The sequence below is a fragment of the Rubritepida flocculans DSM 14296 genome (genome assembly GCF_000425365.1).
Classification (GTDB): domain Bacteria; phylum Pseudomonadota; class Alphaproteobacteria; order Acetobacterales; family Acetobacteraceae; genus Roseococcus; species Roseococcus flocculans.
Genome location: NZ_AUDH01000009.1, coordinates 83,570 through 108,445 on the forward strand (window position 1 = coordinate 83,570; position 24,876 = coordinate 108,445).

The window sequence follows — 24,876 nt, forward strand, 5'->3', positions numbered from 1 at the left end:
GGCCGCCCGGATCAGCCGGGCGGCACAGCCCCTACCTGCTCCACGATGCGCCGGTAATGCTCGGGCCGGCGGTGGGCGGCGAAGTTGAACATCTTCTCCTTGCCCTGGCGGCAGGCGTCGAGGTCGCACTCCGCGAGGATCACCTCGTCCTCCAGCGTCCGCGCCTCCGCCACCACCAGCCCGTCGGGGCTGACGATCACCGAGCCGCCGATCAGGCCCGAGCCGTCCTCGTTGCCGGCCTTCGCCACGCTCACCGCCCAGGTGGCGTTCATGTAGGCGTTGGCCTGCACGGCCAGGGTGGAGTGGAAGCGGCGCAGATCCGCGCTCTCCGTCTCGCCCCCGTTCGGGTCATAGGCGGCGGAGTTGTAGCCCATCACCATCAGCTCCACCCCCTGCAGCCCGTAGCAGCGCCAGGCCTCCGGCCAGCGGCGGTCGTTGCAGATGAGCATGCCCATCACCGGCCCGCCCCATTCGGCGGGGCCGCGGAAGGCGGGGAAGCCGAGATCGCCATACTCGAAATAGCGCTTCTCGAGCTGCTGGAAGCGGCTGCCGGGGCGGGGCTCCACGCTGCCGGGCAGATGCACCTTGCGGTATTTGGCGAGGATCCTCCCGTCCGGCCCGACGGTGATGGCGCTGTTGAAGCGCCGCCCCTCGGGCGTGAGCTCGGCGTAGCCGAGGTAGAAGCCCACGCCGAGCTCCCGCGCGCGGTCGAACAGGCGCTGGCAGCCCGGGTTGGGCATCTCGCGCTCGAACCAGGCGTCGAGCTCGGCCGCCTCGGGGATGAACCAGCGCGGGAAGAAGGTGGTGAGCGCGAGCTCGGGAAAGACCACGAGCTGCGCGCCCTGCCGCGCCGCGGATTCGAGCAGGGCGATCAGCCGCTCGAGGGTGCGCGCGCGGCTGTCGGCGCGCTGGATGGGGCCGGTCTGCGCGCCGGCGAGCGTGATCAGGCGGGGCATGGGCGGGATTATCGCGCGAAAACCACCACGCTCTCCAGATGGGCGGACCACAGGAACTGGTCCACCGGCGTGGCCGCCCGCACGGCGAAGCCCGCGCGCCGCAGCAGCCCCGCATCGCGCGCCAGCGCGGCCGGGTTGCAGGAGACGTAGATGACGCGCCCGACCGTGCTGCGCGCGATCTGCGCCACCTGCTCGGCCGCGCCGGCGAAGGGCGGGTCGAGCACCACGGCGGCGAAGCCCTTGAGCTCGGCGGGCAGCAGGGGCTGGCGCGCCAGGTCGCGCCGCTCGGCCTGCACGCGCGGATGGGCGCCGGCCAGCGCCGCCACCGCCCCGGCCTCGCCTTCGAAGGCCCGCACCACCCCGCGCGCGGCGAGCGGCAGGGAAAGGGTGCCGAGCCCGGCGTAGAGATCGGCAATCCGCGCGCGGGGCCCGAGCTTCTCCGGCAGCCCGGCCAGCACGGCGGCGGTGATGGCGGCCTCCCCCTCCGCGCTCGCCTGCAGGAAGGCGCCGGGCGGGGGCGCGATCTCCACCCCCGCCAGCCGATGCCGCACGGGGCGGAGCTGCACCGCCGTCTCGGCCGGGCCCTTGGGGCCCTGCCAGGCGATGCGCGCGATGCCCTCGGCCTCGGCGAAGGCGGCCAGGCGCTGGCGGTCCTGCAGCGTCAGCGCGCCATCGGTGCGCAGCAGCAGGTCGGGCCCGCTGTCGAGCAGGTTCACCAGCGCGCCGCCCGCGCGCCGCAGCCCCTGCACCCCGCGCAGCGCGGCGGCGAGCGGGGCGAGCAGCGCCACGAGCGGGGGCGCGAGCACCAGGCAGCGGTGCAGCGCCACCACATCCGCCGCGCCCCGGGCGTGGAAGCCGATCTCCACCACCCCGTCGCGCCCGCGGGCGAGGGCGAAATCCGCGCGGCGCCGCGCGCCGGGCGGGTTGCGCGCGAGCGGGCCGACCGGCGCTTCGGCAAAGCCCGCGCGCGCCAGCGCCTCGAGGAGCAGCCCGCGCTTCCAGGCGGCATAGGGCGCATCCGCCCAGTGCTGGAGGCTGCAGGCGCCGCAGGCGCCGAAATGCGGGCAGGGGGGCGGGACGCGCTCGGGCGAGGGGGCGAACAGCCGGGTCAGGCGCAGCCGCCGCTCGCCCTCGGGCTCCGCCTCCACCACCTCGCCGGGCAGGGCGAGGGGGAGGAAGCGGCCATCCTCCGTCACCCCGTCGCCGGCCGCGCCCATGCGCGCGATGACGAGGCGCATCGGGGGCTCAGCCCCCGAAGGCGTTCAGCCCCGTGATGGCGCGGCCGAGGATGAGGGCGTGCACGTCATGCGTGCCCTCATAGGTGTTCACCGTCTCGAGGTTCATCACGTGGCGGATCACGTGATACTCGTCCACGATGCCGTTGCCGCCGTGCATGTCGCGGGACATGCGGGCGATGTCGAGCGCCTTGCCGCAGTTGTTGCGCTTGATGAGGCTGATCATCTCCGGCGCGGCCTTGCCCTCGTCGAAGAGGCGCCCCACGCGCAGCGCGGCCTGCAGGCCGAGCGCGATCTCGGTCTCCATGTCCGCGAGCTTCTTCTGGATGAGCTGCGTCTGCGCCAGCGGCCGGCCGAACATCCTGCGGTTCAGCGTGTAGTCGCGCGCCGCGGCCATGCAGAACTCGGCCGCGCCCAGCACGCCCCAGGCGATGCCGTAGCGGGCGCGGTTGAGGCAGGAGAAGGGGGCGGCGAAGCTGCGCGCGCCGGGCAGCCGGTTCTCCTCGGGGACGAAGACCTCGTCCATCATGATCATGCCGGTGACGCTGGCGCGCAGGCTGAACTTGCCCTCGATCTTGGGCGTGGTCAGGCCCTTCATGCCGCGCTCGAGCAGGAAGCCGCCGAGCGTGCCCTCGTCGTCCTTCGCCCAGACGAGGCAGACATCGGCGATGGGCGAGTTGGTGATCCAGGTCTTGGAGCCGGAGAGGAGCCAGCCGCCCTCAACGCGCTTCGCGCGCGTGCGCATGGAGGAGGGGTCGGAGCCCGCATCCGGCTCGGTCAGGCCGAAGCAGCCCACCCATTCGCCGGTGCGCAGCTTGGGCAGGAACTTCTGCTTCTGCGCCTCGCTGCCATAGGCGTGGATGGGGAACATCACGAGCGAGGACTGCACCGAGAAGGCGCTGCGGTAGCCGGAATCCACGCGCTCCACCTCGCGCGCCATCAGCCCGTAGGCGACATAGCTCACGCCCGCGCAGCCGTAGCCCTCCAGCGTGGCGCCCAGGAAGCCCTGCTCGCCGAAGGCGTTCATGATGGAGCGGTCGAAGCTCTCCGTGCGGTTCGCCATCAGCACGCCGGGCATCAGACGCTCCTGGCAGAAGGCGCGCGCGGCGTCGCGGATCATCCGCTCCTCCTCGGTGAGCTGCTCCTCGAGCAGCAGCGCATCCTCCCAGGAGAAGGGGGCGAGCTTGGTTTTTCCGGGCGGCGTGACGACGTTCATGCGGACCTCCTCAACCCGCCGCGCGGCGTGGCGCGGCGACCAACCAGCAGTCTATCGCGCGGGGAGGGATCAGGCCGCCTCGCCCGCGGTCTCCGTCGCGGCCTCGGCGGGCGCGGCGGGTTCCGCCGCCGGCCGGCGCGGGCGCGGGATGGGAATGAGCATGAAGGCGGGGATGCTGTCGCCGAAGCCGCGCACGGGCGGGCCTGCATCCTCGCGCTCGCGGCGCGGCTCGGCGCGGGGGCGCTCCTCGCGCACGCGCTCCTCCCGGCGGGACTCGCGCTCCTCGCGGCGGGGGCGCTCCTCGCGGCGCGGCTCGCGCGCCTCCCGGGGTTTCTCCTCGCGCCGGTCGCGGCCGTCGGCGCGCTCGCGCGCGCCCCGGCCGCGGTCGCGCGGCTCGGCCTTCGCGCCGGGCCGGGCGCGCTTGCGGGTGGCGGCCTCGGCGATCTCCTCCTCGCTCACCGGATCGAGCCCGTCGAGGCTGATGCGCGGGATGGGCTTGCCCGTCAGCTTCTCGATGGCGGCGACGAGCTTCGCGTCCTCGGCGGTGGCGATGGAATAGGCGTGGCCCTCGCGCCCTGCCCGGCCCGTGCGGCCGATGCGGTGCACATAGTCCTCGGAGTGGAAGGGGATGTCGAAGTTGAAGACATGGCTGAGCCCGCCGATGTCGAGCCCGCGCGCCGCCACGTCGGAGCAGACGAGGAGCTGGATTTCGTTCGCCTTGAAGGCGTTGAGCGTGGCGAAGCGGGCGGACTGGTCCATGTCCCCGTGCAGGGCGCCGACCGAGAATCCGTGCCGCTTGAGCGATTTGTAGAGGATGTCCACGTCGCGCTTGCGGTTGCAGAAGATCAGCGCGTTCTGCACCTGCTCGCGCCGGATCAGCCGGCGCAGCGCCTCGCGCTTGTCGCGCTCCTGCACGTAGAGCAGGCCGGTGGTGATGGTCGTCGCCACCGTGGCGGGGCGGCTGACGGTGATCTCCTTCGGGTTCTGCAGGAAGGCGTCCGCCAGCTTGCGGATTTCGGGCGCCATGGTGGCCGAGAAGAACAGCGTCTGGCGCATGCGCGGCAGCAGCGAGACGATGCGCTCCACATCGGGGATGAACCCCATGTCGAGCATGCGGTCGGCCTCGTCGATCACCAGCACCTTGCAGTCCGCGAGCAGGATGCGCCCGCGCTCGAACAGGTCGAGCAGCCGGCCCGGCGTGGCGATCAGCACGTCCACGCCCTTCTCGAGCACGGCCTTCTGCTCGTCCATGCTCTCGCCGCCGATCAGCAGCGCGTGGCTGAGCGAGAGATACTTGCCGTACTTCACGAACTGCTCGGCCACCTGCAGCGCGAGCTCGCGCGTGGGCTCGAGGATCAGGCTGCGCGGCATGCGCGCCTTGGCGCGCGAGCCGGCCAGGATGTCCATCATCGGCAGGGTGAAGCTGGCGGTCTTGCCCGTGCCGGTCTGCGCGCAGCCCAGCACGTCGCGGCCCATCAGCACGATGGGGATGGCCTGTTCCTGGATGGGGGTGGGGTGGCGGTAGCCGGCCTCCTCCACCGCGCGGAGAATGGGCTCGGAGAGGCCGAGATCGGCGAAGACGGCGCGCGGGGGTTCGGGGGCGGCCTCCTCGGGCGGGGGGGGCTCGCTGTCGGCGGCCTCCGCCTCGGCGGCTTCGCTCTCGGCGGCTTCGGCCTCCTGCGCTTGCGCGGCGATCTCGCGCGCTGCGGAGGGCGCGGCTTCCGCCTGTGCGGGCGCTGCAGCCTGCGGCGGCGAGTCCGTGGCGGGGATGTCGGGGTTCTGCGTCTCGGCGGCCAGAGGGGCCGCAGGCGTGTCGGTCAAGGCGTCGTGTCCTGCGCCGGTCGTCTCGGGCGCCCGGGGGCGCCCATGGGGTTCGCGCCACATGAGCCGCGCCGCGCCCGCTTCACGAGCCGTGAGGGCGCGCGCCGGCCCGGGCGGATCCCCCGCCCTGCTGCAACACCGCGCATATGCGCCGGCCTTGCGCGGAACGCAACCGCAAAGCGGCGGATGGACGCGCGCGCGGGGCGGATCTATCGGGCGCGCATGGCTCTTCCCCTCCTCCTGCTGCCCGGGCTGCTGTGCGACGCGCGGCTCTGGCGCGACGTGCTGCCCCCGCTCGCCGGCCTCGCCGCGCCGCGCGTGGCGGACCTGACGCAGCGCGACAGCATCGCCGGCATGGCGCGGGATGCGCTGGCGGTGATGGAAGATGCGCCGCGCTTCGCGCTCGCCGGCCTTTCCATGGGCGGCTATGTGGCGTTCGAGATCATGCGGCGCGCCCCGGCGCGGGTGACGCATCTCGCCCTCCTCGACACCTCCGCCCGCGCCGATGCGCCGGAGCAGACCGAGCGCCGCCAGGCGCTCATCGCGCTCAGCCGCCAGGGGCAGTTCCGCGGCGTGACGCCGCGGCTGCTGCCGCTGCTGCTGCATCCCGCCCAGCAGAAGGGCCCCCTGGCCGAGGAGGTGATGGCGATGGCCGAGCGCGTGGGGCCGGAAGCCTTCCTGCGCCAGCAGACGGCGATCATGGGCCGGCCCGATTCGCGCCCGCTGCTGCCGCGGATCGCCGTGCCGACGCTGATCGCCTGCGGCGAGGAGGATGCGCTGACGCCGCCCGCGCTGCATGAGGAGATGGCCGCCCTGATCCCCGGCGCGCGGCTGCGCCGATTCGCCGGGGCGGGCCATCTGCCCAGCATGGAGCAGCCCCTCGCCGTGGCCGAGGCCATGGCCGAGTGGCTGCGCGGCTGAGCGCGCCGACCGTATCAAAGCCCCAGCGCGGCGAGCGGGATGGCCTCCACATCCGCCCCGCGGGGCAGGGGCGGGGCGTGGGGCGCGCGGATCACCAGCGCATCGGCCTCGGCCAGAAGGCGCAGCATGGAACTGTCCTGCCGCTCGAAGGGCAGGGCCTCCATCACCCCGTCCGGGGCGCGCAGCAGCCGGGCGCGCAGATGATCCTCGCGCTTGTCGTTCGCGGGCAGGTCGCGCCCCAGCCGGAAGCGCGAGAGCGGCAGCGCCCAGCCCTCGCGGCCGAGCAGCGCGGCCAGCAGGGGCAGCAGGAACAGCACCCCGCAGACCAGCGCCGAGACGGGGTTGCCCGGCAGGCCGAGCACCGCGGGGCCGCCGGCGCGCCGGCCGTGGAAGAGCGGCTTTCCAGGCCGCATGGCGATGCGCCAGAAGTCGAGCCGGTAGCCCTCCGCCTCCAGCGCGGCGCGCACCAGATCATGTTCGCCCACCGAGGCGCCGCCGGTGGTGAGCAGCACATCGGCCGAGGCCGCACCCGCGATCAGCGCGCCGATGGCCCCGGCGTCATCGGGTGCCACGGGCAGGATTTCCGGCGCGCCGCCCGCGGCCGCGACCATCGCGGCCAGGGCGAAGCTGTTGGAGCTGTAGATCGCCCCGGGCCGGGGCGCCTCGCCGGGCAGCAGGATTTCGTCGCCGGTGGCGAGGATGGCCACGCGCGGGGCGCGCCGCACCGGCAGGAAGGGGTGGTTGGCGGCGGCGGCGAGCCCGATCTCGCGCGCGCCGAGCTTGCGCCCCGCCTCGAGCAGCACATCGCCCTCGGCGAAATCGAGCCCGCGGGGGCGGATCCAGCGGCCCGGCGTCACCTGGTCGGCGGCGGTGACGCGGCCCTCGGCGTCGAGCCTTGCATCCTCCTGCAGCAGGATGCCGTCCGCGCCCTCGGGGATCGGCGCGCCGGTGAAGATGCGCAGCGCCTCGCCGGGGCCGAGCCCGCCGGCGAAGGGCCGCCCGGCCGGCGCGGCGCCGATCACCCGCAGCGCCATGCCCGCATTGGCCTCGGCGGCGCGCAGGGCGTAGCCGTCCATGGCCGAGACATCGGCGGGCGGCTGGGTGACGCGCGCGCGCAGGGGGGCGGCCAGCACCCGGCCCGCCGCGGCCGTGAGCGGGATGGTCTCGGCGGAGACGGGCGTCACGCCCGCGAGGATGCGCGCCCGCGCCTCCGCGACCGGGATCACGCGCCCGCCTCGCTGAAGGTGCCGGACTTGCCGCCCGCCTTGTGCACCACGCGCAGCGCCTCGATGCGCATGCCGCGGTCCACCGCCTTCACCATGTCGTAAATGGTGAGGGCGGCGACGGAGGCCGCCGTCAGCGCCTCCATCTCCACCCCGGTCCTGCCGGTGAGCGAGACGCTGGCCTCGATCTCGATGGCGTCGGGCGGCGCGATCTCGAACTCCACCGCCACCTTGCTGATCAAAAGCGGGTGGCAGAGCGGGATCAGCTCATGGGTGCGCTTGGCGGCCATGATGCCGGCGATGCGCGCCACGCCCAGCACATCGCCCTTGCCCGCCCGGCCTTCGCGGATCAGCGCGAGCGTCTCGGGCTTCATGACGATGCGCGCGCGGGCGCGGGCCACCCGCGCCGTCTCGGCCTTGGAGGAGACATCCACCATCGCGGCGTTGCCGGCCGCGTCGAAATGCGTGAGCCCGCTCATGCCCGCCCCCTCACGCGCCCAGCAGCGCCCGGGTGGCGGCCGCCACATCGGGCTGGCGCATCAGATGCTCGCCCACCAGGATGCAGTTGGCCCCGGCCGCGGCCATGCGCCGCACATCGGCATGGGTGCGGATGCCGCTCTCGGCCACGGGGATGCGGTCGGGCGGGATCATCGGGATCAGGCGCTCGGAGGTGGCGAGGTCGGTCACCAGGCTGCGCAGGTCGCGGTTGTTCACGCCGATGAGGCGGGTGCGCAGGCCGAGCGCGCGCTCGAGCTCGGCCGCGTCATGCACCTCGGCCAGCACCGCCATGTCGAGGGATTGCGCGAGCCCCTCGAGCTCCACCGCCTGGTCGTCGGTCAGCGCGGCCATGATGAGCAGGATGGCGTCCGCCCCCATCACCCGGGCCTCGAAGACCTGGAAGGGGTGGATCATGAAGTCCTTGCGCAGCACGGGCAGGGCGCAGGCGGCGCGGGCGGCCTTCAGGTGCTCGGGCGTCCCTTGGAAATGCGGCGCGTCGGTGAGCACGGAGAGGCAGGAGGCCCCGGCCGATTCATAGGCGCGGGCGAGGGCGGCGGGGTCGAAGGGGTCGCGGATCAGCCCGCCCGAGGGCGAGGCGCGCTTGATCTCCGCGATCAGCCCGGTGCGGCCCTCGGCCACGGCGGCGCAGAGCGCGCCCACGAAATCGCGCGGCGGCGGGGCGTGGCGGGCCGCCCGCTCCATCTCGGGCAGCGGGGTCTCCTCCATGCGGGCGCGCACCTCCTCGGCCTTGTCGGCCAGGATGCGGAGCAGCACGTCGGGCGGGGGCGGGTTGTCCATGGGCGGGCCCGTCAGGCGGGGGGAGGGTTGGTGGCGCGGATCAGCGCCTCGAGCGCCGCGCGGGCGCGGCCCTCGTCGAGGGAGCGGGCGGCGAGCGCCGCGCCCTCGCGCAGATCGGCGGCGCGGCCGGCCACCACCAGGGCGGCGGCGGCGTTGAGGCACACGATGTCGCGGTAGGGGCCGGGGGCGCCCTCCAGCAGCGCGCGCAGCGCGAGCGCGTTCTCGGCCGGATCCCCGCCGCGGATGGCCTCGGGCGGGGCTTCCGGCAGACCGGCATCGGCGGGCGAGACGCTGAACTCCCGGATGGCGCCGGCGTTCAGCTCCACCACCTGGGTGGGGCCGGAGAGGGCGATCTCGTCCAGCCCCTGGCCGTGCACCACCCAGGCGCGCTCCGTGCCGAGCCGGGCCAGCGCCTCGGCCATGGGGCGCAGCCACTGGGCGGAGAAGGCGCCCGTCATCTGCCGGCTGACGCGCGCCGGGTTGGCGAGCGGGCCGAGCAGGTTGAACAGGGTGCGGGTGCCGAGCTCCATGCGCGCGCCGCCGGCGTGGCGCAGCGCCGGGTGGTGGCGGGGGGCGAGCAGGAAGCAGATGCCCGCTTCGGCGATCACCTCCGGCAGCCGCTCGAGCGGCACGTCGAGGTTCACGCCGAGTGCGGCCAGCGCATCCGCCGCGCCGGATTTCGAGGAGAGGGCGCGGTTGCCGTGCTTGGCCACCGGCACGCCGCAGCCCGCGACCACCAGCGCCGCGGCGGTGGAGATGTTGAGGCTGCCCGAGGCGTCGCCGCCCGTGCCCACGATGTCCATGGCGCCCGGGGGGGCCTCCACGGCGGTCATATGGGCGCGCAGCGCGCGCACCGCGCCGGTGAGCTCGGCCACCGTCTCGCCGCGCACGCGCATGGCCATGAGCAGCCCCGCGATCTGCGCGGGTGTCGCTTCGCCGGCCATGATGATGTTGAAGGCGGCCTCGGCCTCGCTCTCGGCCAGGCGCGCGCCCTCGGCGAGGCGCGCGAGCACGGGCTTGAGGCCGTTCACGCCCGGCCCCGCCGGGCGCTGCCGGGCCGCCCCTGGCCTGTGCCACCGCGCCGCATGATGATGGTCGTCTCTCCTCGCCGGCCCCGTCGCGCGCCGCGGCGGGCGGCCACCTCATCGCGCGGGGTGCGCCGCGCGGTCAAGCGGGCGGGCCGGGGCCCGCCGTGTCAGAGCCTCTCGTGCTCGCCGGCGCAGAGCTGCTCCAGCGCGTCCATGTCGAGCAGGCGCAGCTTCTGCCCCCCGGGCTCCGCGATCCAGCCATGGCGCTTGAAGGCGGTGAAGGTGCGGCTGACGGTTTCCAGCGTCAGGCCGAGGAAGTCGCCGATGTCGCTGCGGGTCATCGGCATGGGCAGGTCGCCGGTGAGCAGGCCGCGCCGCCGGTGCGCCTCGGCGAGGCCGATGAGGAAGGCGGCCACCCGCGCCTCGGCCGAGCGGCGGGCGACGGTGACCAGATGCTCCTGCGTGGCGGCGAGCTCGCCCAGGCACATGTCGAGCACCCGCCGCTCCAGGGCCGGGTAGCGGCGCAGCAAGGCATCGAGCCGGCTGCGCTCGATGCGGCAGAACTGCCCGGGGGTGAGGAGCTCGGCGTCGAAGGGGTAGGTCTTACCGGCGGTGTAGCCCAGCAGATCGCCCTTGAAGCGGAAGCCGACCACCTGCTGCCGCCCGTCGGGCAGCAGGCGCGAGAGCTTCACCGTGCCCTCGAGCAGGCTGAAGGCGCGCGTCGCGGGGTCGCCCTCACGGAAGAGCACCGACTTGGCGGGCAGCGCATGGCGGTCGGAATCGCCGGAGAGGTCGTCGAGCGCCTGGGCGTCGAGCGGCAGGCAGATGCCGAAACGCTTGCTGGCGCAGCCCACGCAGGGGTCTTGCTGGCGGGAGTCGCTCGTGGACCAGCGCGCGGTGTCCAATGGGTTCACGGAGCCAGAGCCTCCCTCATTGGGAGAGAGGATAGGCCCAGCCATCCCCGAGTTTCAACCTCAGCGAATGGAAGGTCTGTCCATCGGAATTGTCATGAAGCCGTCAGGAAGGGCCTGCCCCCGGGCGGAGGCAGGCCCCGCCGGCCTCAGCTCCCGGTGATGGTGAAGGCGCCGGGATTGATGGTGACGGTGCCCGGCCCGTTCACCGTCGCGCTCTGCGTCAGCGCCGACCAGGTGAGCGCGTTCCCGCCCGAGGCCGCGTCGAACAGCCCGACATGGGTGAGCGTGCCCACGGCGCCGGTGAAGGTGAAGCGCACCGCCTCGGCGTTCTGCTGCACGCCGGTGCCGGTGAACACCACGCGCTGCCGCGCATAGCCGTTGCCCACCGGCTCGCCCGAGAGGCCGGAGGCCACGCTGCCCCCCGTGCCCAGGCCGAGGAAGACGGCGTTGGGCAGGGCGGGCAGCCGGCCGCACAGGGCGCGGGCGAGGATGTTGCGGCCGTGGTCGGTGAGGGAGCTCATGGGGTGCGGATCCTTTGCTGGCGGGGAATCAGATGTCGGCGGCGTCGGCGAAGAGCGGCGGGCGCGGCGCGCCGGCCTCGTCGAAGCCGTCGGGGGCGGTGCGGATGGCGGCATAGACCTCGGCCAGGGCGATCGCGCCCGGCTCCGGGAAGCCGCCGGTGGGGAAGCGGAAGGAGAGGCGGTGGATGGGGTTCAGCCCCGCCCGGCGCGCCGCCTCGTCGCGGTAGCCGTGGAGCTGCGCCTCGAGCATGCGCGCGACGCAGTCCATCTGCAGGTGGGTGAGGCGCCAGTAGGCGACGGTGACGCCCGTCTCGCGCATCTCGATGGGCTTGAGGAGGGCCATGGTCTGCTCCGTGGATCAGGGGGAGGGAAGGGGGGTCAGGCGGTGACTTCGACGCTCATCACGCGCGCCACCCAGCGGATGGTCTTGTTCGCCTCGCCCGTGCCGGTGACGGCGAGGCCCCCGTTCGTGGTGTCGGCGGCGAGGGTGAGCGTCCAGCCGGCGGCGGCCGCGTCGCGCATCCCCGGGCCGAAGGGCGTGCCCGCGGTGACGGCGGCGATGGCGGGCGCGCTGGTGATCACGCGCCCGCCCACGAAGGCGGTGGCGGCCGCGTTCGCCCCGCGCTTGATCAGCACGTCGCACTCCCAGGAGGCGCAGTCGCCCGCGCTGCCCGCGCTGCCGCCCGTCTGCTGCGCCACGACGAGCAGCTTGAGGCGGTAGGTGCCGTTGTTGGGCAGGTTGAGCGTGTTGCTGGAGGAGGGCGCCGCCTGATCGGCCGTCAGGCGCGCGGGCGTGGCGTCGCTGGTGATCTGGCGCAGCAGGAACTCGCCCGCCTGGGCGTCGCCGGCGGTGGCGAAGCGGTTGGCCGCCCAGAAGCCGCGCCCGTAGAGGCCGCGGGCAGTGCCCCAGAAGCCGCCCGGGCACCAACTGTCATTGCCCGAGGCGGCGTTCTGCTGCCCGCCCACGACGATGCCGCGGATGCCGGTGGCGCTGTTGTTCTGCCCGCCGACCACCACGGCCGCGGTCCCCGAGGCGGTGTTGCCCGACCCGCCCGCGATCACCGCGTTCGCGCCCGAGGCCACCTGCGTCGCCGCCGTGCGGCTCGTCTGCAGGTCCACCGCGTTCGCGCCGCGCGCGTTGCCGCCCGTGACCGCATTGTCCGGGAACTGCGCGAGCAGCGCGCCGCTGCCCTTGGGCTGGCCCAGCACCGCGTCGATGTTGGCATCGGCGCCGGAGACCGCCCATCCCGCCCGGCCCGGCGCGCCGGTGACGCCGCCGATGGCGACCATGCGGTTGAGGCTGCCGCCCGGCGTGATCACCTCGAAGCCATGCGCGCCCTGCGCGCCGCCGAGCGAGAGGCTGCCGGCCCCGGCGCGCAGGATTTCGGCGCCGCCCGCGCTGGCGGCCAGGATGTTCGTGGCGGGCTGGAAGAAGCCCGTCTCCGCCGCGCCGACGGCGAGGCCGGGCCGCGCCGCCTCGCCCGCGGGCGCCAGCACGCCCACCGAGCCGTTGCTGCCGGCGTTGAAGAGGGGGCCCATCACCGGCGTCTCGAGCAGCGGCTTGCTGCCGAGATTCACCCGGTTCGGCGCGCCGGAGGCCGCATTCGCCAGGTGGATGGCCGCCGCGCCGTTGCTGCGCAGGTTGAAGTTCACGACGCGCAGCGCGCCGATGTCGAGCCGGTTGGAATGCTGCTCGAGGCGGATCGCGTTGTCCTCGGCGTCGTCGATGCGCAGGCTGCCGACCTGCACCTTCGAGGAATGGGCGGTGACGTAGAAGCCGACGGAGCCCGGAACCGGCGCGCCGCCGGCGTTGAAGATCTCGCACTGCACGGTCATGGAATCGATCTGGCCGTCCGTGCCGGCCGCCTCGATCAGCACCCCGTGCTTCACGAAATCGGCATAGGCCTGGCCGATCGAGAACTTCTGCGTGTAGCCCGCCGGCGAGGAGGCGAAGCGGAACATGCTGCGGTGGCCGAGCACGAAGGACTGGTCCACGAACACGCCGTCCACACGGCGGAAGATCATGGCGTCGCCGTTGTCCTGCTGCCAGCGCACCACATGGTCGTTGGCCGACCAGAAGGGCCAGAAGTGCAGGTTGGCGATGCGCACGACGTCGTAGATCTCGTCGAAGTCCACGCCCGCCGTGAACACCTGCCCGCGCAGGCGACGGATGTCGGTGCGGCCGGAGTTCTTCACCTGGATGCCGCGGTTGACGGCCGAGAGCATCACGTTCTCGAACTCCACGCCGCCCAGGCAGTCGAGCACGCGGAAGAACCAGTCATAGGCGGTGGGCGCCCACGAGGCGTTCTGCGCGGCGCTGTGCGTCTGGCGCACGGCGAGGTTGGCGACGAGCGAGCCGCGCGCCGAGACGCCGCTGAAGGTGATGGGGAAGAAGCCCGTCTGGTCCACCGTCAGCCAGGTGCCGCTGCCAGGCCCCCCGCCCTCGGGATAGCCCTGGCCGATCAGGCGGATGGGCCCCGCGCTGATGGTGACCGCCGAGGCGAGGCGGTAGGTGCGCGGGCCGAGGCGGATGGTGCCGCCCGCGCTGCCCAGCGCGTTGATCGCCGCCTGCAGGGCCGGCGCGTCGTTGGTCGTGCCGTTGCCGGCGGCGCCGAAGTCGCGCAGGTCCACGCCGCGGTCGGCGAGGACCTGGCGGCGCAGCTGGCTGACGCTGGCGCGCCGGGTGGTGTTGGGCCCGCCCTGGACGAGTGGAACGATGTCGGCGTCGTTCAGGCTCGTCGCGGCGGGCAGTTGGCTGATTCGGAGGTCGGGCATCGGGGCTCCGTCCGGTCTGCTGGGGGTGGCCGGTGAGGGGGGAGGGCGCCGTCAGTCCTGCGCGAGGGCGAAGTCGTCCTCCTGCGCGAGGCGCAGCCCGTCCTCGGCGAGGACGAGGCGCAGGTCGGGCAGGATGTTGAAGCTGCGGGAGGTGACGGCGATGCCCGTATCGCCCGCGTCCTCGACGCGGATGCGATAGCCCGAGCCCTCCGGCGGGGTGGGCAGGGCGGTGATCGCATAGCCCTGGGAGACGTTGACCGTCTGCACCGGCGGGATGACGGCGCCCTGCGCGTCGCGCACGCTGACGAGGACCTGGCTGATCGGGCCCGTCACCTGGGCCTGCACCGGAATGGAGGTGCCGGCGATGATGCCGGCCATCAGCGGGGCGAGGATGATGGTCGTCACCACCGCGCCGGCCTGCTGCACCATGCGCAGCGTCTGCGCGATGCTGCGGGTGAGGGCGACGGGCGCCACCGCGCCGTCCAGGTTCACGCCGGTGCCGATGACGGCGTTGGCGCGCACGGGCAGGATGGCCAGCGCGTCCGAGGCCTCGACGATCATCACGTCGCCCGCGCGCAGCCGCACGGCGGCGGCGGCGAAATAGCCGGGGGCGGTGATGTCGGTGCGGGTGTCCGCGCTGCGGTAGTGCCAGAGGCTGAATCCCGCCGTCTGCACCAGGGGCACGAGGGCATTGGCGACGAAGGGCATGGGCGTGCGTCTCCTTCCGCGCGAGGCGCGGCGGTTGAGGGCGGCGAAACGGGGGAGGGGGGAGCCTGGGCGCAAATCGCCCCTTGGCCCCCCGGCTTTAGATCACATTCCTATCGCGGTCAAGGAAAATATTCCGGGATTGCGGGCGCGGGGCCGCTGCTGCAAGAGCGGGTCTTTCCCGGATGGAGAGGGGTTCATGCGCCGCCTGCTGCTCGCCGCCGCCCTCCTGCTGCTCGGCCCCGCCGCACAGGCGCAGCAGCCGGTTCTCAACATCTACAACTGGGCGGACTACATAGACCCCTACGCCATCGAGCGCTTCCAGCGCGAAACCGGCATCCGCGTCCGCTACGACGTGTACGACACGCTGGAGACGCTGGAAGGAAAACTCTCCGCGGGCCGCAGCGGCTACGACATCGTCGTGCCCACCAGCGAGCCCACCTTCCACCGCCTGGTGCGCGCGGGCGCGCTGCGGCCGCTCGACATGGCGCGCATCCCCAACGCGCGGAACCTCGACCCGGCGCTGATGGCGCGCATCGCCGCGGTGGATCCGGGCAACCGGCACGGGGTGATCTATCTCTGGGGCACCGTCGGCTTCGGCATGATCCCCGAGCGCATCCGCGCCCTGGCGCCCGATGCGCCGCTCGACAGCATGGCCCTGCTCATGGACCCCCAGCACCTGCGCCGGATTTCGCGCTGCGGCGTGGCGGTGATGGACAGCGCGGTGGATGTGCTGCCCTCGGTGCTGCGCCATCTCGGCTTCCATCCCGACACGGCCGCGCAGGCCGAGCTCGACGCCGCGCAGCGGGCGCTGCTCGCCATCCGCCCCTTCCTGCGCTCCATCCCCTCGCCGCCCGCGCTGATCGAGGCGCTGGCGAACGGCGAGATCTGCCTCGCCTTCACCTATTCGGGCGATGTGATCCAGGCGGCCGCCCGCGCGCGCGAGGCGCGGCGCGCGCATGAGGTGCGCTACGTCACCCCGCGCGAGGGCGCGCAGCTCTGGTTCGACATGCTGGCCATCCCCGCCGACGCGCCCAACCCCGACGCGGCGCACGCCTTCATCGACTTCGTGCTGGAGCCGGAGGTGATGGCCGGCATCACGCGCCAGGTGCGCTACCCCAACGCCGTGCCGGCCTCGCGCGCCCTGCTGCCGCAGGAGGTGCAGGACGATCCCTCGGTGTTCCCCGACGCCGAGACCATCGCGCGCAGCTTCGTCGCCGGCACGCCCAGCCAGGCGGCCGAGCGCGCGCGCGCCCGGCTCTGGGCGCGCTTCCGGGCGGGGCGCTGAGCGCTGCTCGCGCTCGAGAACATCACCCGCCGCTTCGGCGCGGCCGTGGCGCTGGAGAACCTCTCGCTCAGCGTCGCGGCGGGCGAGTTCGTCGCGCTGCTCGGCGGCTCGGGCTCGGGCAAATCCACGCTGCTGCGCGTCGTGGCCGGCTTCGAGCGGCCCGATGCGGGCCGCGTGGTGCTGAACGGGCGCGACATCACGCAGGCGCCGCCGCCCGCGCGGGATGTCGCGATGATGTTCCAGTCCTACGCGCTGTTCCCGCACATGAGCGTTCGCGAGAACATCGCCTACGGGCTGCGCCGCGCCGGCGCCGAGCCCCGCGCCATCGCCGCGCGCGTGGCGGAGCTGGTGGCGCTGCTGCGCCTCGAGGGGCTGGAGGCGCGCCGGCCCGCGCAGCTCTCGGGCGGGCAGCAGCAGCGCGTGGCGCTGGCCCGCGCCCTGGCGCGCCGCCCCGCGCTGCTGCTGCTCGACGAGCCGCTCGCAGCACTGGACGCGGGGCTTCGCGAGCGCACGGGGCTCGAGCTGCGCGCCCTGCAGCGCCGCACGGGCGCGAGCTTCGTCATGGTCACGCATGACCAGTCCGAGGCGCTGGCGCTGGCCGATCGCGTGGCGCTGCTGGAGGGCGGGCGCATCGCGCAGGTGGCGCCCCCGCGCGAGCTCTACGACCGGCCGGCCACCCGCGGCGTGGCGCGCTTCCTGGGCGCGGCGAACATCCTGGAGGCGGGCGGGCCCATCCCGCTCGCCCCCGAGACGCCCGCCCCCGCCTATGCGCTGCGGCCCGAGCGCATCGCGCTGGTCGCCGAAGCCCCGCCCGTGAACGGCGTGCGCGCCGTGGTGGAGGAGGTGGCCTTCCGCGGGGCGGATGCGCTGCTGCTCGCGCGGCCCGCAGGCGGCGAGGCGCTGCGGGTGGTGCTGCCCGCGGGCGCGGCCCTGCCCGAGCGCGGAGCGCAGATCGCCCTCGCCTGGGAGGCGGCGGCGCTGGCCCCGCTCGCGGCGTGATCCGCACCGCCGCCTGGCTCGCGCTCGGGCTGCTGGTGGCCGCGCCGCTCGCCATCGTGCTCGGCATGGGCTTCGGCAGCGTCGCCCCGGGGGTGCCGCCGGTCCGTTGGCCCATCGGGGCGGAGGGCTGGCAGGGCAGCCTGGAAGCCTGGTCGCTGCTCTTCGCCGACGGCTACTACCTCGATGCCTTCCTGCGCGCGCTGCGGCTCGCGGCGCTGACGGCCACGCTCTGCCTCGTCATCGGCTTCGGCATGGCGCTCGGCATCGCCTCGGCCCGGCCGGAGCGGCAACTCCTGCTGCTCGCGCTGGTGCTGCTGCCCTTCTGGACGGGCTTCGTGCTGCGCCTCTCGGCCTGGGTGGGGCTGCTGCGGGATTCGGGCTGGATCAACACGGTGCTGCTCTCGCTCGGGCTGATCGAGGCGCCGCTCGCCCTGCTCTACACCGAGGGCGCGATGCTGGCGGGCATGGTGCACGGCTACCTGCCCTTCGCCGTGCTGCCGCTCTATGCCACGCTCGCGCGGCGTGATCCCGCGCTGGAGGAGGCGGCGGCGGATCTCGGCGCCTCGCCCTTCACGGTGTTCCGCACCGTCACCCTGCCGCTCGCCGCGCCCGCGGCGGCCGCCGCCTTCCTCCTGGTGTTCATCCCCGCCGCGGGGGAGGTGGTGATCCCGGAGCTTCTCGGCGCGCCGGATTCCATCCTGATCGGCCGGGCCATCTGGGCCGAGTTCTTCCAGACGCGGGACTGGCCGGCGGCCGCCGCACTCGCCACCGCGCTGCTGGCGGTGCTGCTGCTGCCGGTTGCGCTCTACCAGCGGCTCGCGCGGCGATGAGGCGGCTGTTTCTCGCCCTCGGCCTCTGCTTCCTCTGGGCGCCGATCCTGCTCATGGCCGCCTATGCCTTCAGCGAGAGCCGCACGCCCTATGTCTGGGGCGGCTTCTCGCTGCGCTGGTTCGCTGCACTCGCGGCCAATGAGCGGCTGATCGAGGCGGCCTGGCTCTCGCTGCGGATCGCGGCGGGGTCGGCCACCCTCGCCACGCTGCTCGGCCTGCTGCTGGGCTGGGTGCTGGCCCGGCACGGGCCCTTCGCGGGGCGGCCGCTCTTCGGCGCGCTGGCGGGCGCGCCGCTGGTGCTGCCCGAGGTGGTCATGGGCCTCGCGCTGCTGCTGCTCTTCGTGGCGCTGCAGGGGCTGCTGGGCTGGCCCGCGCAGCGCGGGGCGCTCACCGTCTGGCTCGCCCATTCCGCCCTGGGCATGGCCTATGTGGCGGTGCTGGTGCAGGCGCGGCTGGCCGCCCTCGACCCGAGGCTGGAGGAGGCGGCGGCGGATCTGGGCGCCTCGCCCTTCGCGGTGTTCCGCACCATCACCCTGCCGCTGATCGCCCCCAGCCTCGCGGCCGGCTGGGGCCTCGCCTTCACCCTTTCGCTGGACGATGTGGTGCTGGCGAGCTTCGTCTCCGGCCCCGGCGCCACCACCCTGCCGGTCTATCTCTTCAGCCAGTTGCGGCTGGGGCTGACGCCCGAAGCCAATGCGCTGGCGGTGGTGCTGCTGGGCCTCGCGGGGCTCGGGCTGTTCGGGCTCGCGGTCATCCTGCGGCGCGGGCGGGTTGAAACACCCCCGTCACGGGAATAGGGTCCGCCTCCTTCCCGCCAGGACCGGACGTCCATGCAGCTCACCGCCCAGCGGCTCGACCGCATCTCCCCCTCCCAGACCATCGCCATGTCGGCCAAGGCGCGCGCGCTGAAGGCCGCGGGCCGCGACGTGATCAGCCTCTCGGCCGGAGAGCCCGATTTCGACACGCCGCAGAACGTGAAGGACGCGGCCATCGCCGCCATCCAGCGCGGCGAGACGAAATACACCGACGTGGCCGGCACCATGGAGCTGCGCAAGGCGATCTGCTCGAAGTTCCAGCGCGACCACGGGATTTCCTACACGCCGGAGGAGATCATCGTCAGCACCGGCGGCAAGCAGGTGATCTTCAACGCGCTGATGGCGACCATCGATCCGGGCGACGAGGCGATCATCCCCGCCCCCTGCTGGGTGAGCTATCCCGACATCGTGCAGCTCGCCGAAGGCAAGCCCGTGATCGTGCCCTGCGGGCAGAACCAGGGCTTCAAGATCACGCCCGAGCAGCTCGAGGCCGCGATCACCCCGCGCACCAAGTGGTTCATCCTCAACAACCCCTGCAACCCCACCGGCGCGGCCTATTCGCGCGAGGAGCTGAAGGCGCTGACCGAGGTGCTGCTGCGCCACCCCCAGGTCTGGGTCTTCACCGACGACATTTACGAGAAGCTCGCCTATGACGGCTTCAAGCCCGCGACGGTGGTGGAGGTGGAGCCGCGGCTGAAGGAGCGGACCATCACCATGAACGGCTGCTCCAAGGCCTATGCGATGACGGGCTGGCGCATCGGCTACGCCGGCGCCCCCGTCGCGCTGATCAAGGCGATGGACAAGCTGCAGAGCCAGTCCACCTCCAACACCAGCTCCGTCTCCCAGGCCGCGGCCATCGAGGCGCTGAACGGCCCGCAGGAGAGCATCCAGGAGATGGTGAAGGTCTATCAGCGCCGCCGGGATCTGGTGGTGGGCATGCTGAACGAGGCCCCCGGCATCCGCTGCGCCACGCCCGAGGGCGCCTTCTACGTCTATCCCTCCATCCACGCCTGCCTCGGCAAGACCAGCGCGGGCGGGCGCAGGATCGAGACGGACGAGGATTTCGTGCTGGCGCTGCTGGAGGAGGAGGGGGTGGCCGCGGTGCACGGCGCGGCCTTCATGTTCCCCGGCCATTTCCGCATCAGCTACGCCACCGACGACGCCTCGCTGCGCGAGGCCTGCACGCGCATCCAGCGCTTCTGCCGGGGGCTGCGCTGATACGGGCGGCATCGCATGCCGACCGTATCGCGCGCAGGGTTGGCGTGGCGGCTGCGCGCCAAAACAAAGGCATACCAGCGGCTGCGCCGCTGCCGCACGGGTCAAAGCAAGCGGCCGCTGGTATGAGCGGCCCCGCGCCGGGCGCAACCCCGCCCGGCGCGCCGAGGCTTGCAAAATGAAGCCGGAGAGGGCATCTGCCCGCCCAGGTTCCTGATTCGACGTTTCAGCGAGGCAGGCGGAGCCCCGGAGTGGGGGTTGCGGCCTGCCTTGACGCATGGAGGCCCACCGTGGCGCGCACCCCGCTCGAGAAGATCCGCAACATCGGCATCACCGCGCACATCGACGCGGGGAAGACCACCACGACCGAGCGCATCCTCTACTACACCGGCAAGAGCCACAAGATCGGCGAGGTGCACGACGGCAACACCACGACCGACTACATGGAGCAGGAGCGCGAGCGGGGCATCACCATCACCTCCGCCGCCGTGACGGCCGAGTGGAAGGGCCACCGCATCAACATCATCGACACGCCGGGCCACATCGACTTCAACATCGAGGTGAACCGCTCCCTGCGCGTGCTCGACGGCGCGGTGTTCATCATCGAGGGCGTGGCCGGCGTGCAGCCGCAGTCCGAGACGAACTGGCGCCTCGCGGACCGCTACAACGTCCCGCGCATCATCTACATCAACAAGCTGGACCGCACCGGCGCGGATTTCTACCGTGCCGCGGCCACCCTGACCGAGAAGCTCGGCATCAACTGGGTGGCGCTGCAGCTTCCCATCGGCATCGAGGACACGCTGAAGGGCGTGGTGGACCTCGTGACCATGAAGGCGCTGATCTGGGAGGGCGACGAGCTCGGCGCGAAGTTCCATGAGGCCGAGATCCCGGCCGACCTCCAGGAGAAGGCGGCCGAGTACCGCCAGAAGCTGCTCGACACCGCCGTGGGCGTGGACGAGGCGGCGATGGAGGAATACTTCGAGAAGGGCGACGTCTCGGTCGAGACGCTGAAGCGCTGCATCAAGAAGGGCACCATCTCGGGCGAGTTCCGCCCGGTGCTCTGCGGCTCCTCCTTCAAGAACAAGGGCGTGCAGCCGCTGCTCGACGCGGTGATCGACTACCTCCCGAGCCCGGTGGACATCGAGGGCATCAAGGTCGCCCCCGAGGAGGGCCAGGACGAGAGCAGCGACCGCCGCGTGATCCCGGTGACCGAGGACGGGCCCTTCGCCGGCCTCGCCTTCAAGATCATCAACGACAAGTACGGCAACCTCACCTTCGTGCGCGTCTATCGCGGCGTGCTGCGCTCCGGCGACCAGGTGCTGAACACCACCAAGGGCCACAAGGAGCGCGTCGGCCGCATGTTCCAGATGCACGCCGACAAGCGCGAGGAGATCAAGGAGGTCTTCGCCGGCGACATCGCGGCCTTCGTGGGCCTGAAGGACACCGGCACGGGCGACACGCTGGCCTCCCAGGAGGATCCGGTGGTGCTCGAGCGCATGGCCTTCCCGGTGCCGGTGATCGACATCTCCGTGGAGCCCAAGACCAAGGACGCCATCGAGAAGATGACGCTCGGCCTGCAGAAGCTGGCGGGCGAGGACCCCTCGCTGCGCCTGCGCACCGACCAGGAGACGGGCCAGACCATCCTCTCCGGCATGGGCGAGCTGCACCTCGAGATCATCATCGACCGGCTGAAGCGCGAGTACGGCGTGGACGCCAACATCGGCGCCCCGCAGGTGGCCTATCGCGAGACGATCACCAAGCCGCACACCGAGGTCTACACCCACAAGAAGCAGACCGGCGGCTCGGGCCAGTTCGCCGAGGTGAAGATCACCTTCGAGCCGCTGGAGCGGAACCAGGGCATCGAGTTCGTCAACGCCGTGGTGGGCGGCGCGGTGCCGAAGGAGTACATCCCGGCGGTCGAGAAGGGCATCAAGGTGCAGGCCGACACGGGCGTGCTGGCCGGCTTCCCGACGGTGGACTTCCGCTTCACCCTGGTGGACGGCAAGTACCATGACGTGGACTCCTCCGCGCTCGCCTTCGAGATCGCGGCCAAGGCCTGCTTCCGCGAGGGCATGAAGAAGGCCGGCCCCGTGATCCTCGAGCCGATCATGGACGTGGAGGTGACCACGCCCCAGGACCATGTCGGCGACGTGGTGGGCGACCTGAACCGCCGCCGCGGCGTGATCCAGAGCCAGGACATGGCGGGCACCTCGGTCATCGTGCGGGCGCATGTGCCGCTGAAGGAGATGTTCGGCTACATCTCCAACCTGCGCGGCATGACGAAGGGGCGCGCCTCCTTCTCCATGCAGTTCCACCACTACGATCCGGTGCCGCGCAACGTCGCCGACGAGATCATGGCCAAGGCGGGCTGAGGCCCGCCGCGCCTGCCCGGATGCCGATCAGCCGGGAAGAGGTGATCCTGGGCTATCGCCTCGTGCTGGGGCGATGGCCCGAGAGCGAGGAGGTCATCGCCGCCCACGCCGCCGCGCATGACAGCGCGGAAGCCTTCGGGGAAAGCCTCCTCTCCTGCGAGGAGGGGCAGCGGCGTACGCAGCACGTGATGCACCCGCAGGTCATGCGGCGGCTGGGCCTCGGCCCGGCCGACATCGAGGATCTGCGCGCCGCGAGCGGCCTGAGCTGGCCCCCGCCCCGGCCCGGTTTCGTCTCCGACTTCACCGGCATCTACACCCGGCTCTCGCTGGTGGGGCTGCCGCCCGGCCATGACGGGCGGCATTGCCCGCTGCCCATCCCCTCCGACTTCCACGCCGAGGCGGTGGAGTGGCTCGCGCTGCTGCGCGCGCTGGGCGCCTCGCGCGAGCGCTTCGTGATGGCGGAGCTCGGCGCCGGCTGGGGGCCCTGGACCGCCGCCGCCCATGCGCTGGCCCGGCGTCACGGGGTGGCGGAGCGCCGCTTCTACGCCGTCGAGGCCGAGGCGCGGAACCTCGCACGGCTGCGCACCCATCTGGCCGACAACGCCATCCCCGAGGAGGAGGTGGTGGTGCTGGATGCGGTGCTGACGCCGGAACCGGGCGAGGTGCTCTGGACCGAGCGGCCCGAAACGGCGGGCCCCGACTACGGCAACCGCGCCCGCCGGCCCGGCGAGCCCGATTACCGCGGCTTCGAGGCCTTCGAGGGGGCGGCGGCGCGCCCCGGCCTGCCCTTCGCGGAGTTCCTGGCGCGGGAGCCGCAATGGGACTTCGTCCACATGGACGTGCAGGGCTGGGAGGAGCGCCTTTGCCGCGCCGCCCTGCCGGTGCTGGAGGAGCGGGTGCGCTTCCTTCTCCTCGCCACCCATTCCAAGGCGCTGGACGCCGCCTGTTTCGAGATGTTCCACGCGGCGGGCTGGCACATGCTCGCCAATCTCGGCCCGGTGGTCGGCCATGCGCCGGGCGCGCCGAGCGTGGAGGCGCTCACCATCTGCGACGGCACGCAGTTCTGGCGCAACCCGCGCCTCGTGGGGTGAGGCGGGCGACGGTCGCGCCCGGGCATCACGGCCCGCGCGCGAGGAAGCCCCGCCCGCCGCCCGCCTGCGGGCGCTTGCGGCCCTGATCGCCGCCGCGGCCCTGCGGGGCCGGGGCGTGGTGGCCGCCGCGCGGCCCCTGCGGCTTGGCGTGCTGGCCGCCGCGCTGCTCCTGCTGGCGCGGGTGCTGGGCGCGGGGGTCGGCCCCGCGATGATCGGCCGGGCGGGGCTCGTGGTGCCGCGGCTCCTTCTGGCGCTGCGGCTGGCCGCCAGGCCCGCCGCGCCCGCGCTGCGGCCGCTGCGGCGTCGCGCGGTCGTTCAGCGGGGCGCTGCGGTCGGCGCGCATGTCCTCGAGCGGGATGCGCTGGCGCGTGGTGCGCTCGATGGCGCGCAGAAGGCCGAGCTCGTCGGGCGCGACCAGCGCGATGGCCTCGCCCGAGGCGCCGGCGCGCGCGGTGCGGCCGATGCGGTGCACATAGGTCTCGGGCACCTCGGGCAGCTCGTGCTGGATCACGTGCGTCACCTCCGGCACGTCGATCCCGCGCGCGGCGATGTCGGTCGCGACCAGGATGGGCGCGCGGCCGGACTTGAACTCGGCGAGCGCGCGCTCGCGCTGGCTCTGGCCCTTGTTGCCGTGGATGGCGTTGGCGAAGAGCCCGTCCTGCTCCAGCGCCTTCACGATCTTGTCGGCGCCGTGCTTGGTGCGGGCGAAGACGAGGGTGCGCCCCACCCCCTCCCCGCGCAGGATGTCGGCCAGCGCGGCGCGCTTCCGCCCGCCCTCGAGCAGGATGGCGCGCTGGTTCACCCGCTCGGCCGTGGTGGCGACGGGCGTGACCTCCACGCGCGCCGGGTCGTTCAGCATCTCGGCGGCCAGCGAGGCGATGTCGGCGGGCATGGTGGCGCTGAAGAACAGCGTCAGCCGCTGCTTGGGCACCTGGCGCACGATCTGCCGCGCCGCGGGCAGGAAGCCGCGGTCGAGCATCTGGTCGGCCTCGTCCAGCACCAGCACCTCGGTCATGTCGAGGCGCGCGTGGCGCGTCTGCAGGTGGTCGATCAGCCGGCCCGGCGTGGCCACCAGCACGTCCACCCCGCGGGCGAGCGCGCGCTGCTGCGGCGCATGGCCCACGCCGCCGAAGACGGTGGCGATGGAGAGCGGCAGGTGCTTCGCATAGGCCTTGAAGCTGTCGGCGATCTGGCTGGCGAGTTCGCGGGTGGGCGAGAGCACCAGCACGCGGCAGCCGCCGCGCGCCACGCGGCCCGGGTTGCTGGCCAGGCGGTGCAGGATGGGCAGGGCGAAGGCGGCGGTCTTGCCGGTGCCGGTCTGGGCGATGCCCAGCACGTCGCGCCCCGCGAGCGCCTGCGGGATGGCCTGGGCCTGGATGGGGGTGGGGGTGGTGTAGCCGGCCTCCTCCAGCGCCGCGAGGATGCGGGGATGGAGGCCGAGTTCTGCGAAGGAGGTCATGCGTGTTCCAGTGGCGCGGCGCCGCCGGGCGGCCCGCGTGAGATCAGGGTGGACACCCCGCGTGGCTGGGTTGATCCGGGAGAGCGTCCGAGGGAGCCCGGCAGTTCGGCTGCCATATGCGGCCCTCAGCCGAGGGCGAGGCGCCGCTCACGCGGCCGGGTCCGGGCGGGAACACCCCGCCAACACCGCCCACATG

The 24,876-nt window shown here is 73.2% G+C and carries 22 protein-coding genes; 8 read left to right on the forward strand and 14 right to left on the reverse strand.

Annotation, left to right across the window (positions count from 1 at the left end):
• Positions 1-11: 11 nt before the first annotated feature.
• The 4 genes from H596_RS0110330 to H596_RS21035 all read right to left on the reverse strand — a co-directional run bounded on the left by H596_RS0110330 (position 12) and on the right by H596_RS21035 (position 5,291).
• Positions 12-956, reverse strand: a complete 945-nt coding sequence (locus tag H596_RS0110330) for an N-carbamoyl-D-amino-acid hydrolase (RefSeq protein ID WP_051212770.1) — start codon at positions 954-956, stop codon at positions 12-14.
• 8 nt (positions 957-964) lie between these two features.
• Complete coding sequence (locus H596_RS0110335) at positions 965-2,194, reverse strand: class I SAM-dependent RNA methyltransferase (protein WP_027284829.1); 1,230 nt, start codon at positions 2,192-2,194, stop codon at positions 965-967.
• Positions 2,195-2,201: 7 nt separating this feature from the next.
• Positions 2,202-3,407: an acyl-CoA dehydrogenase gene (locus tag H596_RS0110340; protein WP_027284830.1), complete on the reverse strand. Its 1,206-nt coding sequence runs from the start codon at positions 3,405-3,407 to the stop codon at positions 2,202-2,204.
• Positions 3,408-3,476: 69 nt separating this feature from the next.
• Positions 3,477-5,291 carry a DEAD/DEAH box helicase gene (locus H596_RS21035; protein ID WP_084602679.1) on the reverse strand — a complete coding sequence of 605 codons (1,815 nt, stop codon included), beginning with the start codon at positions 5,289-5,291 and terminating at the stop codon, positions 3,477-3,479.
• 159 nt (positions 5,292-5,450) lie between these two features.
• Between H596_RS21035 and H596_RS0110350 the strand changes: the two genes are divergently transcribed.
• On the forward strand, positions 5,451-6,149 hold the full coding sequence (locus tag H596_RS0110350) for an alpha/beta fold hydrolase (RefSeq protein WP_037300890.1): 699 nt from the start codon (positions 5,451-5,453) through the stop codon (positions 6,147-6,149).
• 14 nt (positions 6,150-6,163) lie between these two features.
• On the opposite strand, the gene H596_RS0110355 is transcribed toward H596_RS0110350, so the two are convergent.
• The 9 genes from H596_RS0110355 to H596_RS21045 all read right to left on the reverse strand — a co-directional run bounded on the left by H596_RS0110355 (position 6,164) and on the right by H596_RS21045 (position 14,614).
• Positions 6,164-7,375 carry a molybdopterin molybdotransferase MoeA gene (locus H596_RS0110355; protein ID WP_027284832.1) on the reverse strand — a complete coding sequence of 404 codons (1,212 nt, stop codon included), beginning with the start codon at positions 7,373-7,375 and terminating at the stop codon, positions 6,164-6,166.
• Complete coding sequence (moaC, locus tag H596_RS0110360; RefSeq protein WP_027284833.1) at positions 7,372-7,851, reverse strand: cyclic pyranopterin monophosphate synthase MoaC; 480 nt, start codon at positions 7,849-7,851, stop codon at positions 7,372-7,374. The genes H596_RS0110355 and moaC overlap by 4 nt, the downstream gene beginning before the upstream one ends.
• 10 nt (positions 7,852-7,861) lie before the next feature.
• Positions 7,862-8,668, reverse strand: coding sequence for an indole-3-glycerol phosphate synthase TrpC (gene trpC, locus H596_RS0110365; protein WP_027284834.1), 807 nt, complete (start codon positions 8,666-8,668; stop codon positions 7,862-7,864).
• 11 nt (positions 8,669-8,679) lie between these two features.
• A complete protein-coding gene (gene trpD / locus H596_RS0110370; RefSeq protein WP_027284835.1) occupies positions 8,680-9,699 on the reverse strand; it encodes an anthranilate phosphoribosyltransferase in 1,020 nt (339 codons plus the stop codon).
• Between the two features lie 164 nt (positions 9,700-9,863).
• Entirely contained in the window at positions 9,864-10,610 is a 747-nt protein-coding gene (locus H596_RS21040) for a Crp/Fnr family transcriptional regulator (protein WP_169579863.1), read from the reverse strand.
• A 146-nt stretch (positions 10,611-10,756) separates the two neighbouring features.
• Positions 10,757-11,131: a phage tail fiber protein gene (locus H596_RS0110380; RefSeq protein WP_027284836.1), complete on the reverse strand. Its 375-nt coding sequence runs from the start codon at positions 11,129-11,131 to the stop codon at positions 10,757-10,759.
• A 28-nt stretch (positions 11,132-11,159) separates the two neighbouring features.
• On the reverse strand, positions 11,160-11,474 hold the full coding sequence (locus tag H596_RS0110385; protein ID WP_027284837.1) for a hypothetical protein: 315 nt from the start codon (positions 11,472-11,474) through the stop codon (positions 11,160-11,162).
• Positions 11,475-11,509: 35 nt separating this feature from the next.
• Positions 11,510-13,906: a hypothetical protein gene (locus H596_RS0110390; protein WP_027284838.1), complete on the reverse strand. Its 2,397-nt coding sequence runs from the start codon at positions 13,904-13,906 to the stop codon at positions 11,510-11,512.
• Between the two features lie 51 nt (positions 13,907-13,957).
• Positions 13,958-14,614 carry a hypothetical protein gene (locus tag H596_RS21045; RefSeq protein ID WP_037300855.1) on the reverse strand — a complete coding sequence of 219 codons (657 nt, stop codon included), beginning with the start codon at positions 14,612-14,614 and terminating at the stop codon, positions 13,958-13,960.
• 196 nt (positions 14,615-14,810) lie between these two features.
• On the opposite strand from H596_RS21045, the gene H596_RS0110400 reads away from it, so the two are divergent.
• The 7 genes from H596_RS0110400 to H596_RS0110430 all read left to right on the forward strand — a co-directional run bounded on the left by H596_RS0110400 (position 14,811) and on the right by H596_RS0110430 (position 23,221).
• The gene (locus H596_RS0110400) at positions 14,811-15,899 is read left to right on the forward strand and encodes an extracellular solute-binding protein (protein ID WP_027284839.1); all 1,089 of its coding nucleotides are present in this window, start codon (positions 14,811-14,813) and stop codon (positions 15,897-15,899) included.
• Positions 15,900-15,944: 45 nt separating this feature from the next.
• The gene (locus tag H596_RS0110405) at positions 15,945-16,898 is read left to right on the forward strand and encodes an ABC transporter ATP-binding protein (RefSeq protein WP_245583988.1); all 954 of its coding nucleotides are present in this window, start codon (positions 15,945-15,947) and stop codon (positions 16,896-16,898) included.
• Positions 16,895-17,728 (forward strand): ABC transporter permease, encoded by an 834-nt coding sequence (locus H596_RS21050; protein WP_245583989.1) that lies wholly within the window; start codon positions 16,895-16,897, stop codon positions 17,726-17,728. The genes H596_RS0110405 and H596_RS21050 overlap by 4 nt, the downstream gene beginning before the upstream one ends.
• The gene (locus H596_RS0110415) at positions 17,725-18,525 is read left to right on the forward strand and encodes an ABC transporter permease (protein ID WP_027284841.1); all 801 of its coding nucleotides are present in this window, start codon (positions 17,725-17,727) and stop codon (positions 18,523-18,525) included. Before H596_RS21050 ends, H596_RS0110415 begins: the two co-directional genes overlap by 4 nt.
• 33 nt (positions 18,526-18,558) lie before the next feature.
• Positions 18,559-19,761, forward strand: coding sequence for a pyridoxal phosphate-dependent aminotransferase (locus tag H596_RS0110420; protein ID WP_027284842.1), 1,203 nt, complete (start codon positions 18,559-18,561; stop codon positions 19,759-19,761).
• Between the two features lie 287 nt (positions 19,762-20,048).
• Entirely contained in the window at positions 20,049-22,130 is a 2,082-nt protein-coding gene (fusA, locus tag H596_RS0110425; protein ID WP_027284843.1) for an elongation factor G, read from the forward strand.
• Between the two features lie 20 nt (positions 22,131-22,150).
• Complete coding sequence (locus H596_RS0110430; RefSeq protein ID WP_027284844.1) at positions 22,151-23,221, forward strand: class I SAM-dependent methyltransferase; 1,071 nt, start codon at positions 22,151-22,153, stop codon at positions 23,219-23,221.
• Positions 23,222-23,246: 25 nt separating this feature from the next.
• On the opposite strand, the gene H596_RS21055 is transcribed toward H596_RS0110430, so the two are convergent.
• Positions 23,247-24,680 (reverse strand): DEAD/DEAH box helicase, encoded by a 1,434-nt coding sequence (locus tag H596_RS21055; RefSeq protein WP_051212774.1) that lies wholly within the window; start codon positions 24,678-24,680, stop codon positions 23,247-23,249.
• Between the last annotated feature and the right edge of the window lie 196 nt (positions 24,681-24,876).